The organism is Agrobacterium tumefaciens (assembly GCF_005221385.1).
GTDB classification, from domain to species: domain Bacteria; phylum Pseudomonadota; class Alphaproteobacteria; order Rhizobiales; family Rhizobiaceae; genus Agrobacterium; species Agrobacterium tomkonis.
Genome location: NZ_CP039903.1, coordinates 1,903,404 through 1,918,426, shown reverse-complemented (window position 1 = coordinate 1,918,426; position 15,023 = coordinate 1,903,404). Strand labels below are relative to the sequence as shown.

Annotated in this window: 12 protein-coding genes; 3 read left to right on the top strand and 9 right to left on the bottom strand. The window is 60.1% G+C overall.

Annotated features, from left to right (window positions below):
• Nucleotides 1-60: 60 nt before the first annotated feature.
• The 4 genes from CFBP6623_RS09655 to CFBP6623_RS09640 form a co-directional block, all read right to left on the bottom strand.
• Complete coding sequence (locus CFBP6623_RS09655; RefSeq protein ID WP_046798037.1) at nt 61-825, bottom strand: HugZ family protein; 765 nt, start codon at nt 823-825, stop codon at nt 61-63.
• 202 nt (nt 826-1,027) lie between these two features.
• Complete coding sequence (locus CFBP6623_RS09650) at nt 1,028-2,695, bottom strand: thiamine pyrophosphate-binding protein (protein WP_046798038.1); 1,668 nt, start codon at nt 2,693-2,695, stop codon at nt 1,028-1,030.
• A complete protein-coding gene (locus CFBP6623_RS09645) occupies nt 2,692-3,894 on the bottom strand; it encodes a CaiB/BaiF CoA transferase family protein (RefSeq protein ID WP_046798426.1) in 1,203 nt (400 codons plus the stop codon). Before CFBP6623_RS09645 ends, CFBP6623_RS09650 begins: the two co-directional genes overlap by 4 nt.
• Nucleotides 3,895-3,994: 100 nt before the next feature.
• A complete protein-coding gene (locus CFBP6623_RS09640; protein ID WP_046798427.1) occupies nt 3,995-4,945 on the bottom strand; it encodes an alpha/beta fold hydrolase in 951 nt (316 codons plus the stop codon).
• A gap of 147 nt (nt 4,946-5,092) precedes the next feature.
• Between CFBP6623_RS09640 and ettA the strand changes: the two genes are divergently transcribed.
• The 3 genes from ettA to metF all read left to right on the top strand — a co-directional run bounded on the left by ettA (nt 5,093) and on the right by metF (nt 8,812).
• On the top strand, nt 5,093-6,742 hold the full coding sequence (gene ettA / locus CFBP6623_RS09635) for an energy-dependent translational throttle protein EttA (RefSeq protein WP_046798039.1): 1,650 nt from the start codon (nt 5,093-5,095) through the stop codon (nt 6,740-6,742).
• 161 nt (nt 6,743-6,903) lie between these two features.
• Nucleotides 6,904-7,917 (top strand): ArsR/SmtB family transcription factor, encoded by a 1,014-nt coding sequence (locus tag CFBP6623_RS09630; protein WP_046798040.1) that lies wholly within the window; start codon nt 6,904-6,906, stop codon nt 7,915-7,917.
• A 1-nt stretch (nt 7,918) separates the two neighbouring features.
• The gene (metF, locus tag CFBP6623_RS09625; RefSeq protein WP_046798041.1) at nt 7,919-8,812 is read left to right on the top strand and encodes a methylenetetrahydrofolate reductase [NAD(P)H]; all 894 of its coding nucleotides are present in this window, start codon (nt 7,919-7,921) and stop codon (nt 8,810-8,812) included.
• A gap of 463 nt (nt 8,813-9,275) precedes the next feature.
• Here metF and CFBP6623_RS09620 read toward each other — a convergent pair whose 3' ends face one another.
• The 5 genes from CFBP6623_RS09620 to CFBP6623_RS09600 form a co-directional block, all read right to left on the bottom strand.
• The gene (locus tag CFBP6623_RS09620; RefSeq protein ID WP_046798042.1) at nt 9,276-10,502 is read right to left on the bottom strand and encodes a lytic murein transglycosylase; all 1,227 of its coding nucleotides are present in this window, start codon (nt 10,500-10,502) and stop codon (nt 9,276-9,278) included.
• 123 nt (nt 10,503-10,625) lie between these two features.
• On the bottom strand, nt 10,626-11,405 hold the full coding sequence (locus CFBP6623_RS09615; protein WP_046798428.1) for a glycoside hydrolase family 25 protein: 780 nt from the start codon (nt 11,403-11,405) through the stop codon (nt 10,626-10,628).
• A 253-nt stretch (nt 11,406-11,658) separates the two neighbouring features.
• The gene (locus CFBP6623_RS09610) at nt 11,659-12,375 is read right to left on the bottom strand and encodes a class I SAM-dependent methyltransferase (protein WP_046798043.1); all 717 of its coding nucleotides are present in this window, start codon (nt 12,373-12,375) and stop codon (nt 11,659-11,661) included.
• Nucleotides 12,372-13,622: a DUF3419 family protein gene (locus tag CFBP6623_RS09605; RefSeq protein WP_046798044.1), complete on the bottom strand. Its 1,251-nt coding sequence runs from the start codon at nt 13,620-13,622 to the stop codon at nt 12,372-12,374. Before CFBP6623_RS09605 ends, CFBP6623_RS09610 begins: the two co-directional genes overlap by 4 nt.
• A 306-nt stretch (nt 13,623-13,928) precedes the next feature.
• A complete protein-coding gene (locus CFBP6623_RS09600; protein ID WP_046798045.1) occupies nt 13,929-15,014 on the bottom strand; it encodes a transglycosylase SLT domain-containing protein in 1,086 nt (361 codons plus the stop codon).
• Nucleotides 15,015-15,023: the final 9 nt, after the last annotated feature.

Sequence of the window (15,023 nt, the reverse complement as noted above, 5' to 3'; positions counted from 1 at the left end):
CAGGCCCGAGCATGACGGAAGAGAGACGATTGTCCCAGGTTTGTGAGTCGTTTGCGCCCTTCATTTCACAAGCAAAGCAAGCGCCTTCTCAAACTGCTTCAACGTCGTCACCCGCTCCGCAAACCACAGCCGGGCGAGATCGCTGGCCGAAGCGAGATCGATGCCATCAGGGTCAATGGAGGTGATCGTCCAGCGACCGGCCTTCGCGCCGGCCAGAACGGCGAGCCGGGCCGCTTCGCCTTTGATGGCATTGAGGCGGGTCGCTTCGCTTTGCGCCACCGCCATCAGTTCCGCCGCGCCGGAAAGCTCCGTGCGCAGATCGGCGGAGGTGATGTTGCTGGCATTGCGGGCCGGGCCGCCGTTGATCTGTACGCCTTCCGTTCGCAGCCGGTAGAGCCTCGTGTCGGGAAGGGAGAGGTAAAGTTTCGCCTTGGGATAGCGGGCGATGTAGCGCTGTCTCGCAAGCGGCACCTCAGCCGGGTCGATCAGTTCCGCTTTCCCCACCAGCGTCAGCCGCGGCAGCGTAAGCGCATCGCCCTTGCCGAAGGGGGCGAGCGTCAGCGAGATGCGCGGGTCTGCCTCCATGTTGCGGGCGTGCAGCGTCAGGCCCGCCGCGAAGAAGAACGGCGTACCATCAGGCTCGATGCCGATATTGGTTGCGGTCGTATAAGGATAACCGCTGACCGGATCGAGGGTAGCGAGCGCTGCCGTGCGGGATGTGTGCAGCACATCGCGGGCCACGCGCACCGCCTCGAAAGGTGCGCCGGCCGAGGGCTCGATCTTCGCGCCGCGTGGGGTGATGACGGGAGGGGCTGCATCCGGCATGTCGTTTCCTGATCCGAAGGGCTGCTGAAAGAAGTGTTAAACCTCTCTTTCGTCATGCTCGGGCCTGTCCCGAGCATCTGCAACCGATGAATTTTACGATACGTGATTGGATCCTCGGGACAGGCCCGAGGATGACGTCGTGCGAGTGTCAGGATTTACACCATGCCGGAGCCGTGTCCATCACCAATATCGAAGGGCGATATCAGGCCCGGGTTTTGATCTGCGTCAGCGTGCGCGTTGGCGTGATGGCCTCGGCGTCCAGCTTCACCTCGATGATGGCCGGCTTGCCGCTTGCCCGCGCGCGTTCGAAGGCGGCGGCGAAGTCCTCGGTTTTTTCCACCGTTTCGCCGTGGCCGCCATAGGCCTTCGCAAAAGCGTTGAAATCCGGATTGACGAGATCGGTGCCGCTGACACGGCCTGGATATTCCCGTTCCTGATGCATGCGGATGGTGCCGTAGGTGCCATTATTGACCAGGACGGTGATGATCGGCAGTCCATAACGGACGGCGGTGATGAATTCCTGCCCATGCATCATGAAACAACCGTCACCGGCAAAGCAGATCACCTCACGCTCCGGGAACAGATGCTTGGCGGCGACTGCCGCCGGCAGGCCATAACCCATCGAGCCTGATGTTGGCGCCGATTGCGTGTTGAAGCGGCGGAAACGGTGGAAACGGTGCACCCAGGTGGCGTAGTTGCCCGCGCCATTGGTGAAGATCGCATCCTCGGGCACATTGGCTTCGATCCAGTCCATGATCGGACCCATCTGCACCGGGCCGGGGCCGCTCTGCGGCGGCGTGGACCAGTTGAGGTAAGCCGCATGTATGGCGGCCGTGCGTTCGGCCCATGCGGCGTTTGCCGGAAGCGAGATGGAGGAGAGGGCGGCGACGAAATCATCCGGCGCGGCGCAGATTGCGAGATCGGGACGGTAAACGCGGCCAAGCTCTTCGGCTTCCGGATAGATGTGGATGAGTTTCTGCGACGGGTAGGGGATGTCTAGCAGCGTATAACCGGAAGACGGCATTTCGGAGAGGCGGCCGCCGACCAGAACCACGAGATCGGACTCCTTGATCTCCTTTGCCAGCGCCGGGTTGATGCCGATGCCGACATCGCCGGCATAGGAAGGGCTCAGATGATCGAACAGCATCTGGCGGCGGAAGGAACAGCCGATGGGCAGCTTGTGATTTTCGGCAAATGCCCTGAAGGTCGCCACGCTTTCCTCGGACCAGCGGGTGCCACCGATGATGAAGATCGGACGTTTTGCCTCGCCCAGCATTTTTGCGAAGGCGGCCATCTGTGACGGGCCGGGATGTGCCTCGACGGGTGTATAGGGCTTTGCCTCGGGCGCTTCGACCTCTTCCACCAGCATGTCTTCAGGCAGCGTCAGCACCACCGGGCCGGGGCGACCGGAGGTGGCAACAGTGAAGGCGCGGGTGACGAATTCCGGGATACGGCGCGCATCGTCGATCTCGCCCACCCATTTGGCGAATTCGGTGAAGGCGCGGCGGTATTCCACTTCCTGAAAAGCCTCGCGCTCGCGGGCGTCGCGCTGCACCTGGCCGATGAACAGGATCATCGGAATGGAATCCTGCCTTGCGATGTGCAGGCCGGCCGAGGCGTTGGTGGCACCCGGGCCGCGGGTCACCATGCAGATGCCGGGTTCGCCCGTCAGCCGGCCCCAGGTATCGGCCATCATGGCGGCGCCACCTTCCTGGCGGCAGACCACGGTTTCGATGCCGCTTTCATAAAGCGCGTCCAGCACGGCCAGATAGCTTTCGCCCGGAACGCAGGACACGCGGGAGACGCCGTTGGCCTTCAGCGCTTCGACGATCAATTGCCCACCTGTTCTGGTATTGCCTGTTGTTTTCATGGCGTGGTGGTCCTTTCGATGTTTTCCAGTTCGGCCAGTACCTGTGCCTGATGCTCACCGAGCTTCGGGCTGGGGCGTTCATAGCGCAAGGGGGTTTGCGAGAGCACAATGGGGGTGCGCACGCCGGGAATGACGGTGCCGTCTTCCGTTTCGAGATCGACACGCAAGCCCCGCGCCTTGATCTGCGGATCGGCGAACATTTCCTCGATGGAGTTGATAGGCCCGGCCGGCACGGCATTCTGCTCGCAAGCGGTCAGAAGATCGCGCTTCTGCCATTTCAGCGTTTCGGTGGAAACGATCTGCCGCACGTCCACCTTGTGCGCCACGCGGGCCTTGTTGGTTGCAAAGCGCTCGTCATCGGCGATCGCGCCAATGCCGAGGATGTTGCAGAGGCGGCGGAACTGACCGTCATTGCCGACCGCGAGGATCAGGAAACCATCGGCCGTCGGCACCACCTCATAGGGGGAAATATTCGGGTGGGCGTTGCCGAGCCGGACGGGTGGCTTGCCGGAAATCAGGTAGTTCATGTTCTGGTTGGCGAGCACGGCCGACTGCACATCCAGAAGCGCCATGTCGATATGCTGGCCTTCGCCTGATCGAATGGCGTGGATCAGCGCCGCCTGAATGGCTGTCACGGAATAGATGCCGGTGAAGATATCGGCGACGGCGACGCCCGCCTTCATCGGCTGGCCGTCCGGTTCGCCAGTGATCGACATGAAACCCGACATGCCCTGCACGATATAATCATAACCGGCGAAATCGGCATAGGGCCCGGTCTGGCCGAAGCCGGTGATGGAGCAATAGATCAGCTTCGGATTGAGCACCTTCAGGCTCTCGTAATCGAGGCCGTATTTGGCAAGCCCGCCGCGCTTGAAGTTCTCGATGACGACATCGGCGGTGCGCACCAGCCTGCGCACCAGCTCGCAGCCATCCGGCGTTTTCAGATCGGCGACGATGGAGCGCTTGCCGCGGTTGGTGGCGTGATAATAGGCGGCGGAGAGGTTTTCTCCATCCGCGCCTTCAACGAAGGGCGGCCCCCATGTGCGGGTATCGTCGCCGCCCTCGGGGTTTTCCACCTTGATGACGTCAGCGCCCATGTCGGCCAGCATCTGCCCCGCCCAGGGACCGGCCAGAACACGCGCTAGCTCGATGACGCGAATGCCGGATAGCGGCTGTTTCCTGTTCGGCATGTCGGTCATCTGTCCCCCGGTATTGTCGGCCTGCCGGTTTATAGACCGCTGCTTGCCCTGCCGCATGTGATTTTATCTCATGGACTTATTCCGTTTCGGCAAAGGCTCCTCAGTCGCCGACGACGCGGCCGCACCAGGCGGCGAAATCCGCCGCGACGGCCTGCCAACCGATTTCGTTCAGGGTCTCGTGCCGCATGCCCCGGTAGATCGTATGCTCGACATGGCTGAAGCCCGCCTGGCGAAACCGCTCCGCAAGCCAGACGATTTCCTTGCCGTTGTTGGTGGCGGCATCCTGATCACCGCTGATCAGGAGAAGCGGCAGGGTTTTCGGCAGGCGCTCCATGAGTTTCGGGCCGCGATAGGAGAGTTCGAAAACATCCTGCCAGAGGGAGACGCTGGCCTCGAACTGGCACAGCGGATCCTCCGCATAGGCGTCCACCGCCGCCTTGTCGTGGCTCAGCCAGTCCGCATGGGTGCGTTTTTCCGGCATTCTGGCGTTCCAGACGCGGAAAGTCGCTTTCGGCAGAATGGCGCTTGGCACGTCCGAGCCTTTCAGCATCTTTTCCAGCCGCAGCAGAACCTGCGCGACGCGGCCCATGAGGCCGGGATTGAGGTTGGAATTCCAGATGGAGAGGCCATCAAAGGCATCCGGGTGGCTGACGGCGGTGTTGAGCGCCACCAGACCGCCCATGGAATGGCCGAACAGGACCACCGGCAGGCCGGGGTGCCTTTCGCCGACCATCCGACGTATCGCCATGACATCGGCGACGACCTTGCCTGCTCCGTCCTTCCAAGCGAAGCGACCGAGAGGCGCGTCCGCAGCCTTCGTGCGGCCATGGCCGCGATGGTCGTGGGCGTAGACCTCGAAGCCCTGCTTCGACATCACATCCGCAAGCCGACGATAACGGCCCGCATGGTCCACCAGCCCGTGGCAAACCATCAATACGCCGCGCGCCGGAGAAAGAGCGGAGGGCTGGTGGCGAAAGGCAATGGATGCGCCGGAGGGGGCGTCCAGCCTTTCAATCCGGCTGAAGGCGGAGTCGTCCGTCGTCTCATTCATCATCGTACCCATCGTATCATCACGCAGCTTGTCATAATCATGGGGTCATAATCGTGCCAGAGGTTGCCCCACGGTCCTATTTACCCTACATAGCGGCAAATTTCCCGATACGTACTCTTAAAATTCCGATGTGGAGCATTCGCTACAATGGCACGTCAATTCATCTATCACATGGCTGGGCTGAACAAGTCCTATGGCGCGAAGAAGGTTCTGGAGAACGTCCATCTCTCCTTCTACCCCGATGCCAAGATCGGTATCCTCGGCCCGAACGGCGCCGGTAAGTCAACCGTTTTGAAGATCATGGCCGGTCTCGACAAGGAATATACCGGTGAAGCCTGGCTCGCCGAAGGTGCGACGCTCGGTTATCTCGAGCAGGAGCCGAAGCTCGACGAAAACAAGACCGTGATGGAAAACGTCATGGAAGGCGTTGCGAGCAAGACGGCAATCGTTGACCGCTACAACGAACTGATGATGAACTATTCCGACGAAACGGCGGATGAGGGCGCGAAACTTCAGGACATGATCGACAGCCAGAACCTGTGGGATCTGGAAAATCAGGTCGAAATGGCCATGGACGCCCTGCGTTGCCCGCCCGGCGATTCACCCGTGACCGGCCTTTCGGGTGGTGAGCGCCGCCGCGTTGCGCTTTGCAAGCTGCTGCTTTCGCAGCCCGACCTGCTGCTGCTCGACGAACCGACCAACCATCTTGACGCCGAAACCATCGCGTGGCTGGAAAAGCACCTGCGCGACTATCCCGGCGCCGTGATGATGATCACCCACGATCGCTACTTCCTCGACAACGTGACCGGCTGGATTCTCGAGCTGGACCGTGGCCGCGGCATTCCTTACGAAGGCAACTATTCCGCTTACCTGCAGGCGAAAGCCAAGCGCATGCAGCAGGAAGCCCGCGAAGACGCCTCGCGTCAGAAGGCTATCAGCCGCGAACAGGAGTGGATCGCTTCCAGCCCCAAGGCTCGCCAGACGAAGTCCAAGGCGCGTATCCGCGCTTATGACGAGTTGGTGGAAGCCGCTGAAAACCGTCGTCCCGGCGACGCGCAGATCGTCATTCCGGTCGCCGAGCGTCTGGGCCGTGTCGTTATCGAAGCGGAGAACCTCACCAAGTCCTATGGTGACCGGGTGCTGATCGAAAACCTCACCTTCAAGCTGCCTCCGGGCGGTATTGTCGGCGTCATCGGTCCGAACGGTGCGGGCAAGACCACCCTGTTTCGCATGATCACCGGTCAGGAACAGCCCGATAGCGGTTCGGTAACTGTCGGTGAAACGGTGCAGCTGGGCTATGTCGACCAGAGCCGCGATACGCTGGCGGGTGACAAGACCGTCTGGGAGGAAATCTCCGGCGGCAACGACATCATCAAGCTCGGCAAGTTCGAAGTGAATTCTCGCGCCTATTGCGGCGCCTTCAACTTCAAGGGCGGCGATCAGCAGCAGAAGGTCGGCAATCTCTCGGGTGGTCAGCGCAACCGCGTTCACCTTGCCAAGATGCTGAAGGCCGGCGGCAACGTGCTGTTGCTCGACGAACCGACCAACGACCTTGATACGGAAACGCTGGCAGCGCTTGAAGAAGCGTTGGAAGCCTTTGCCGGTTGCGCCGTTATCATCAGCCACGACCGCATGTTCCTCGACCGCCTGGCCACCCACATCCTCGCTTTCGAGGGTGACAGCCATGTGGAATGGTTCGAAGGCAACTTCGAAGACTACGAAAAGGACAAGGTCCGCCGTCTCGGCCCGGAAAGCATCAAGCCCGGCCGGGTGAGCTACAAGCGCCTGACGCGCTGATCCCTTTCCATATCTCTTCAAAAAGGCCCGCCGCAAAGCGGGCCTTTTCTCGTGTAATAAGTGGACTTGATGGAGGTGCAGCACAGTTTGCGCTTGCATCGATTGCCACATCGACATAAAGATATCTTTATATGTTGATTAGCTTGCGAGGTGCAGCAGACGTGGCGTTCGGTTTGGACAAATTGGTGGATCTCCTGAAGGCGGCGGGTGAACCGACGCGCTTTCGGCTGCTGGCGCTTCTGGCTGCCGGCGATCTGACGGTTACCGATCTTACCGAAATTCTCGGCCAGTCGCAGCCGCGCATCTCCCGTCATCTCAAGCTTTTGACGGAAGAGGGGTTGATCGAGCGTTATCAGGAAGGCGCCTGGGCCTATTTTCGTCTGCGGCAGGATGGTGAGCCCGCCGTTGTCATCAGGCAGCTGCTTGGCGCTGCATCGCCCTCCGACGCCGTTCTCCAGCGTGACAGCGAGCGGCTTGCCACCGTCAAGCGGGTGCGGGCGGAACGTGCACAGGATTATTTCAGCCGCAATGCTTCCGCCTGGGACGAGCTGCGCCGCCTGCATGTGAGCGACGAGGCCGTGGAAGGCGCGCTGCTGACGCTGGTTGGCACCACGCCCGTCGATTCGCTGCTTGATCTCGGCACGGGCACTGGCCGCATCCTCCAGCTTCTGAGCGGCGTCTATCGCCGTGCGATAGGGGTGGATGCCAGCCGCGACATGCTTTCGGTGGCGCGCGCCAATCTCGACAAGGCGGGTGTGGTCAATGCGTCCGTCCGCCATGGCGATATTCTCAACCTGCCGCTGGAAGGACAGGATTTCGATCTGATCGTCATCCATCAGGTTCTGCATTTTCTCGACCAGCCGGAAATCGCGCTTTCCGAGGCAGCACGCATGCTGCGACCGGGTGGGCGACTGATCGTCATCGATCTGGCGCCGCATTCCTTCGAATATCTGCGCGACGAGCACGCGCATGTGCGGCTCGGTTTTTCGCATCCGCTTATGGAAGAATGGCTGAAAAAGGCCGGGCTTGAGCCCGACCGCGCCGTTGATCTTCATTCTGAAAAAGCGTCCGACGAAGCTCTGGACGTGACGATATGGGTTGCCCGCGACCAACGGCTGCTGATGGCAGACGATGTGGTGCAAGAGGCGGTTTTACTTGGCTCCCGGAGGGCATGATATGTTGAGGTCGGAAACCGCGCGCCACGATGGCGATATCCGGTTATCTTTCGAGTTTTTCCCGCCCAAGAATGCCGAGATGGAGACCCATCTCTGGGAAACGGTTGCCGAGCTGAAAAAATGGAACCCGGATTTCGTGTCCGTCACCTATGGCGCGGGCGGATCCACCAAGGCGCCGACGCTGGATGCTGTGCGCCGTATGATCGGCGACAGCCATCTGCCGACCGCCGCGCATCTGACCTGCGTGGATGCCAGCCGTGACGATGTGCATCAGGTTGTCGAAGAGTTTCGCAATGCCGGCGTTCGCCACTTCGTGGCGCTGCGCGGCGATCCCTCGACCGGCATCGGCACGGCCTACAGGCCGCATCCGGAAGGTTACGAAAACGCCGCCGCCCTGGTGAAGGGCCTTCGCGAGATCGGCGATTTCGAGGTTTCCGTTTCGGCCTATCCGGAAAAACATCCGGAAAGCGCAAGCGAGGCGGTCGACATCGACATGCTGAAGCGCAAGGCGGACAATGGCGCCACCCGTGCGCTGACGCAGTTCTTCTTCGATAATGATGTGTTCGAGCGTTATATGGAGCGGGTGACGGCGGCGGGCATCACCATTCCGGTGGTGCCGGGCATCATGCCGATCCAGAACCTGACCCAGCTGAAGCGTTTCGCCGGCCGCTGCGGCACCAGCGTTCCCGGTTTTCTGGATGAGCGTTTCGAAGGTTATGATGATGACCTCGAAGGGCGCGCCCGCGTGGCCGCCGAGGTTGCCGCAGAGCAGATCGCCGATCTGCAGCGGCGCGGCGTGAACGAGTTCCACCTCTACACCATGAACCGCGCGCCGCTAGTCAATGCGGTGCTTGAAAATCTCGGGCTGGAACGCCTGCGCCGCAGCGCGGCCTGATTTAAAAACTCTATTTTCGACATGAAAAAAGCGCAGACCCGAAAGGATCTGCGCTTTTTAAATTCGTGTCATCTACGGTTCTTATCTGCGTTTGGTCTTCACGTCTCGTCAGATGAAAAGCATCATCGCTACGAACAAAAACGCCAAACCGACTGCCAAGGCATTGAGAGATTTTGTAAGTCCCATGGGTGCCTCCTGTTGTTGACAGGTTCGATAATATGACCGTTTTGTGGCAGTTGAAAAGCGGTTTCTGTGATGCAGTGCAGCACGCTTTGAGGCGGCATAAAAAAGAAGATTCTGTAATTATCTGAAAATAAAAGATTATTTCTCTTTCACGCAGTGCTTCATATGTTTAAAAAAAGTAAATGACCGGGGTGTTATCCCCAGTCATCTGGTCGAGATTAACGATTTCGCCTTGATTCCGGCGGACAGATTAAAGGCCTGATGGCGCCGTTAAGATTGCTTAAAGCGCCTGCAGAAGAGCCGCCGACGGCCAGCCATCCGCGGGCATGCCGAGGCGCTGCTGTTCCTTCTGGATGGCGACACGGGTGCCGGAACCCAGGATGCCATCGACCTTGCCGACATTGTGTCCGCGCGCCTCAAGCTTGGTCTGAAGTTGCTTCATCGTCGCGTCATCAAAGCCCGGCTCGGGATTGCCCTTATTGTAGACGGGCGAACCCATCAGGCGGGTGGCGAAATAGGCGGCCGAAGTCGTGTAGATGAACGACTGGTTCCATTCCAGATAGATGTTGAAATTCGGATAGGTGATGAAGGTCGGACCCTTGCGGCCCTGCGGCATGATGAGGGCTGCGGGCAGGGAAGCGAAGTTTTTGTTGCCGTCACGCGGCGTCACGCCAAGCGCGAACCATTCACCGGCGGTGAGCGGACCGCCGAGGCCGGATTTTTCCCATGGCAGGTTTTCCGGCAGGGAGACTTCCTGAATCCACGGCTCGCCCTTCTTGAAGCCGAGATGCTGGATGAATTTTGCAGCGGTCAGGATGGCATCCGGGGCGCTATCCTTGACGTTGATGTGGCCGTTGCCGTCACCATCAACACCGAAAGCGATGATGTCCTTGGGCAGCATCTGCACCTGGCCGATTTCACCGGCCCATGCGCCGGTATTGGCGGCGGGGTCGAGATCGCCATGCTGGACCATTTCAATGAGCGCCAGCAGCTGCGGACGGAAAAGCTCCGGGCGGCGGCAATCATGCGAGAGGGTCACCAGTGCATTGCGGGTGTTGAAATCACCCTGAACGGCACCGAAGTCGGTTTCCATGGCCCAGAACGCGGCGATGACGCCAGCCGGTACGCCGTATTCACTTTCGGCGCGAGCGAAGGTGGAGGAGAGTTCCTGCAGCTTCCTGCGGCCGATATCGAGACGGGCCTGGCTGACGGTGCGCTGGGAGAATTCCAGGAAGGTCTGGCGGAAGACGCCCTGTGCACGGTCACGCGAAAGCACTTTCGGGTCGATCTGCGCGCCGGCAAGCGCCTTCTGGATCGCGTCGGCCGGAATGCCCTTGGCCAGCGCATCGGCTTTCACGCCCTCGAGAAATGCGCCGAGATCACCGCCGCAGGCGACCTGTTTGGGATCGTCAGGCGAGGCAACGGGCGGCGTGGCAAGGGCGGAGCCAGTGGAAAGAAGCGACAAAGCGGCGGCAAAAATGATGCTGCGCGACCGGAAGGTAGACATGGGAATTTCCTCAATGGGTTGTAGGCCCGCTTTACCCATATGTTTGCGACAAAAAAACGGGTCTCGCAGCCAGACGACAGGTGAGAACGCGGTTTTTTCGAATGTGTTGCTTCTTGGCCGTGTTTATTTGGCGGAGGCGACCCATTTCCGCCAGTTTTTCTCACTGCCGGCAAAAACATTGATATCGGTCGGGCCGTTTACGCCGGGCACAACGCCGGTTGCCGTATATTGCCAGAAGGCCCATTGGCGTTCTTCGTAGATTTTGGCCGGATGGGCTGCGACGGAGCGCACCCAGAAATGGTAATTCTTGAACTGGCCAACGAGATTGTCGCGGTGGAAATCAACAGAGGTGTAGATGATCGGGCGCTTGCCGTAATGGGCTTCGAGGCGATCCATGAAACGCTGCATCTCGGCGCGGACGATGCCGGGGGCGGGCCTTGTCTTGCAGGTGGGGGAGGCGGGGTTCCATTCGACGTCGAGAACGGGCGGCAGGGTGACGGCTTCCTTCGGCACGTTGCGAATGAACCAGTCGGCCTGAGCATCGGCCGTCGAGCAGAAATAATAGAAGTGATAGGGCGCGTGGAGGATATCCGCCGCTGCGGCGCTGCGCCAATGGTCGCCGAATTTCGGATCGATGCGGTCCGATCCTTCCGTCGCCTTGATGAAGACGAAGGACACACCTGACTTGCGCACGGTCTGCCAGTCGACATCACCATTCCATTTGGACACGTCGATACCGTGCACCTCGTGGCGATGCGGGTTGTTCATGCCGAAATCCTGTGGGTCGGTATCGGCGAATTTCGGCTTGGAAACGGATGCGGTTTCAAGCAGGTCGTAACTCGTGGACGTGCAGCCGCCGATCAAGAGCAAAGCCGACAATAGTGCCGAAAAACGCAGCCGCATTGGAACCCTGATGAAAGTGTTGTTGCCCATCCCGCAGCCGCAACATGGCGCGGCGCATCTCCCGATTTACCCATAACATGGTAAACAAATTGATATGGCAAGGGACAATGGCCCTTTTCGACATCGCAAGTCGCTGGATTTGAAGCGATTTGTGGCGTGGCGGCGGGAATAACGGCAAGGATTCGCAAGTGGTACGCCGCGCGTTGGCAGCGCACCCCTGTTCCTGCGGAGGCGCCGGAATATTTTTCGAGAATCAGGCGTCCGCCAGCATCCGGCTGATTTTTGGCTGCACTTCGGCGACCGGTAGCGTGATGACGGCCCGCCACGCGTAACCGCGGGCGATCTCTTCGAATTCTAGATTACCGTCAAAGCGGCCAGCCATATTGGCCAGAACATAACGAAGATTGGCGCGCGGCGTCACGTGGAAACGGGTAAGCCACGCCTGCAGAAGGGTGCGGAACCACTTCGGTAATTGTTCCTGCTGGCCAAAATCGACAATATGCAGGGAGCCGCCCGGTTTGAGCGCCGTGAGCGCCTGTTCGATCGCCTTTTCCCATTCCGGTATCATCGACAGCGCGTAGGGGATCATGACGCGGTCGAAACCGTCGGGTTGGCCGAATTCAGCGGCGCGAAAGGCAGTGGCATCGGCCACGCGCAGAATGGGGCGCTCCGCCTTACCGGCGAAATTTTCCGACGCGGTCAGCAGCATTTCAGATGAGATATCGAGGCCGAAGAGTTTTGCCTGCGGAAACTTCCGGCTGGCCAAAAGCAGGTTACGGCCCGTGCCACAGCCAACTTCCAGCAGCGTGCCGCCATCGGGCACATCGAGGCCGGAAATGGTCCTGTCGCGGCCCAGAAGGTAATATTTGCGGGTGATATCGTAGATATGCCGCTGGTGGCGATACATGCGGTCCATCAGGCCCGCATGCGCGCTGTCTGCAAGACCCACATTCTCGCCAATGGTTTTCATGCCATAGCCCTCTGGTAGATATGGAAACCGCCATAAATGGCCGATCGATCCATGGCGTTCAGCTCTTGCGAACGCTCTTCGAGATAGACCCACTGGTTGCGAATGTCGGTGGAGAGCCTGCCTTCGATAACGCTTTTTTCGGCGGCGGTGCGGAAGATGACGCGTGCGCCGGGAGCGGCTGTGCGACTGATCTGCGACCACAATTCGTTGAGTTGCCCGTCCGTCATCCAATCCTGCGCGTCGAGGAGAATGTAGCGATCAACGCCGCTTGCCGGCTTTTTGGAAAGAAGCTCGGTATAGGTGGCGTGGTGCACGGCGACGCGGGCCGTATTATTACGGATCGTCTCGTAATATTCCGGCTTCAAATAGGCGGGCAGGGCGCCTTCATGTGGCTCGGGATAACGGCGCGCAAAGGCCTGCCAGGCGAAATAATTGTCGCTGAGCGGGAAGTTGCAGGCAAGCTTTTCCAGCCGTTCCTTGAGCACGGCGGCAACCGTGCCGTTAGAGGAAAGGCTCGCCAGCTCGTCATATTGACGGGGCGGAATACCGAGGCCGAACAGAGAGCTTTTGCGCTTCGTCAGCCAGCGCACCACCGGCTTGTCGAACAGGGGGGCGACCTTGCTGTCGAAAAACTGGCGTTGTTCGTCCAGCGTGCGGGTCTTGGCCATTTCGGTGAGTTTCACGCCGTGCAGGCGCGCCATCAAATGGCCGGCGCCGATGAAACGGCCAAGCAGGCCGGTGCGATAGATGTTCCGGTCGAACACCGAAATGCGGCGGCGGCCGGAGAGGGTACGCTTCGACCAGTAGGCCTTGGTCGTATCGTCGAGATGGTCGGCGATGAAACGGTCATAACCATGACTGTTGCTGCGCGTATTGGCGCGGCCGAAGTGACGCACGACGTCCTGATGGGCGGGCAGGTGGCGGAAGGCGGCGAGCTTCAGCTTGTTGAGGGCAATGTGATGCGGGTTCAAATCCACCACATCGATGCTGGCAGGGTTGCGGGAGAGATAGGCCAGCATGTTGCAGCCGCCCGAACCGATGGTGACGACCCGGTGGCCTTCGCCAAGCTCCATCGCTTCCATGTCGATTTCCGGGTCTTCCCAGATTTGCGGATAAACGAGACCGGAAAAAAGAACTCCGAAGAACCTTTCTGAAAGGCCGCTTTTCGAGAGTGCCTTGTGCTGTAGCAATGCGGACTTCAGTTTCGTGTTTTTGCTGAAGCCGGTCTTGGGTGCCGCACTCGTCATATGTTCACCTCTCAGTCGATTGAGAGGCGTCTACAGCCGTGACGCTACAGTTTGATGACAGGGGCTGTGGGTGAAAGCAACGAATCAGAAAGACGGTGGGAAACCTGCCTACGCCTGAGATTATCGATAAGGCAGTCATCACGGGCGGCGTCATCCTCGGGCTTGTCCCGAGGATCCAATCACCATGACAAAATCAGACGGTTGCAGATGCTCGGGACAGGCCCGAGCATGACGGAGGATAGGTTTGCGTCATATCTTCAGAGAAGCCGTAGGGTTACACGGCGTTTCCAACCGAGCCGGAGGCTATTACTTCCGCAGAACGTGCAGCATGCCCTTGCGCTTGGCATCGTAATAATAACCGCGGGCATAAAGACGGACCGCGTTGTCGCGGTTGTTGTCGGCCACCACCCATGCGCCGCTCAGATATTTGACGGCGTATTTGAGGTTGGTTTCGGCATCGAACAGACCGGAGGCAGGGCCATCGAAGCCCATGGAGCGGGCCGTGGCGTGCCTGATCTGCATCAGGCCGAAGTTGCCGCTGTTATAGGCGCCGGGATTGTACATGCTTTCACGCTGCACAACGCGGTGAACCAGATCTTCCGGCACATTATACATGACGGCATATTTGGAAATCAGTCCGCTCAGCTTCTCGCGTCCGGCTGGCGCTGCCTTGAGCGGCGTCGTCATCGCTTCGTTCTGTCGGATGGCGGCAAGGGCGGCGTTGGTGGGGCCAGAGGCGTAGGCAAGAACCGTGCTGTCCGGCTTCGGCAACGGAATGACCTTTCGTTCCGCCGTTAGTTCAGTGCCAATGGAAGGCGAACCGGGCGGCGGCGGTGCGGGCGGGAAGCTGCCCTTTACGGCAACGACCTGCGGCAGATCGGCTGCGGCGTTGTGAATGGCCGGCTGTGCCGCTGAGCCAGCGGTAGCAATCGCGGCTGCTGCCGGAGTGACGCCTGTCGGAGCGAGGGCCGCGACCGTGGTCGGCGCTGATGTCATCACCGTCGCCTGAGCGACTTCATTCTGCTGCGGTTGCATCTGCGCGCTAATGGCGGCTGCCGCTGCGATTTCAGAGGCCGGCGGCAGGGCCACGCGTCCGCCCTTGACGGCGACTGCGGTGGGAAGTGCTGCAGGCTGGGAAGAGGTTGCCGCATCAGCAGTCTGGGTCGCCGGTGCGGCGGAAGTTATGCCGGGTACCGTTTCGGCTGCTGCCGTCTGTGTCGATGCTTGGGCGGCGGGTGCCGTTGCGGGGTTGACTGTTGCGATTTTCGGGCCGTTCGGACCTTCCTTCGCGGTATATTCGACGCTGGTACAGCCGCTTAATGCCAATGCCAGACCCACGGTGGAAGACAGAAGAAGTGCACTTCTTCCGCGGAATTTGCCCGAATTTCGCATGTTGCCGCC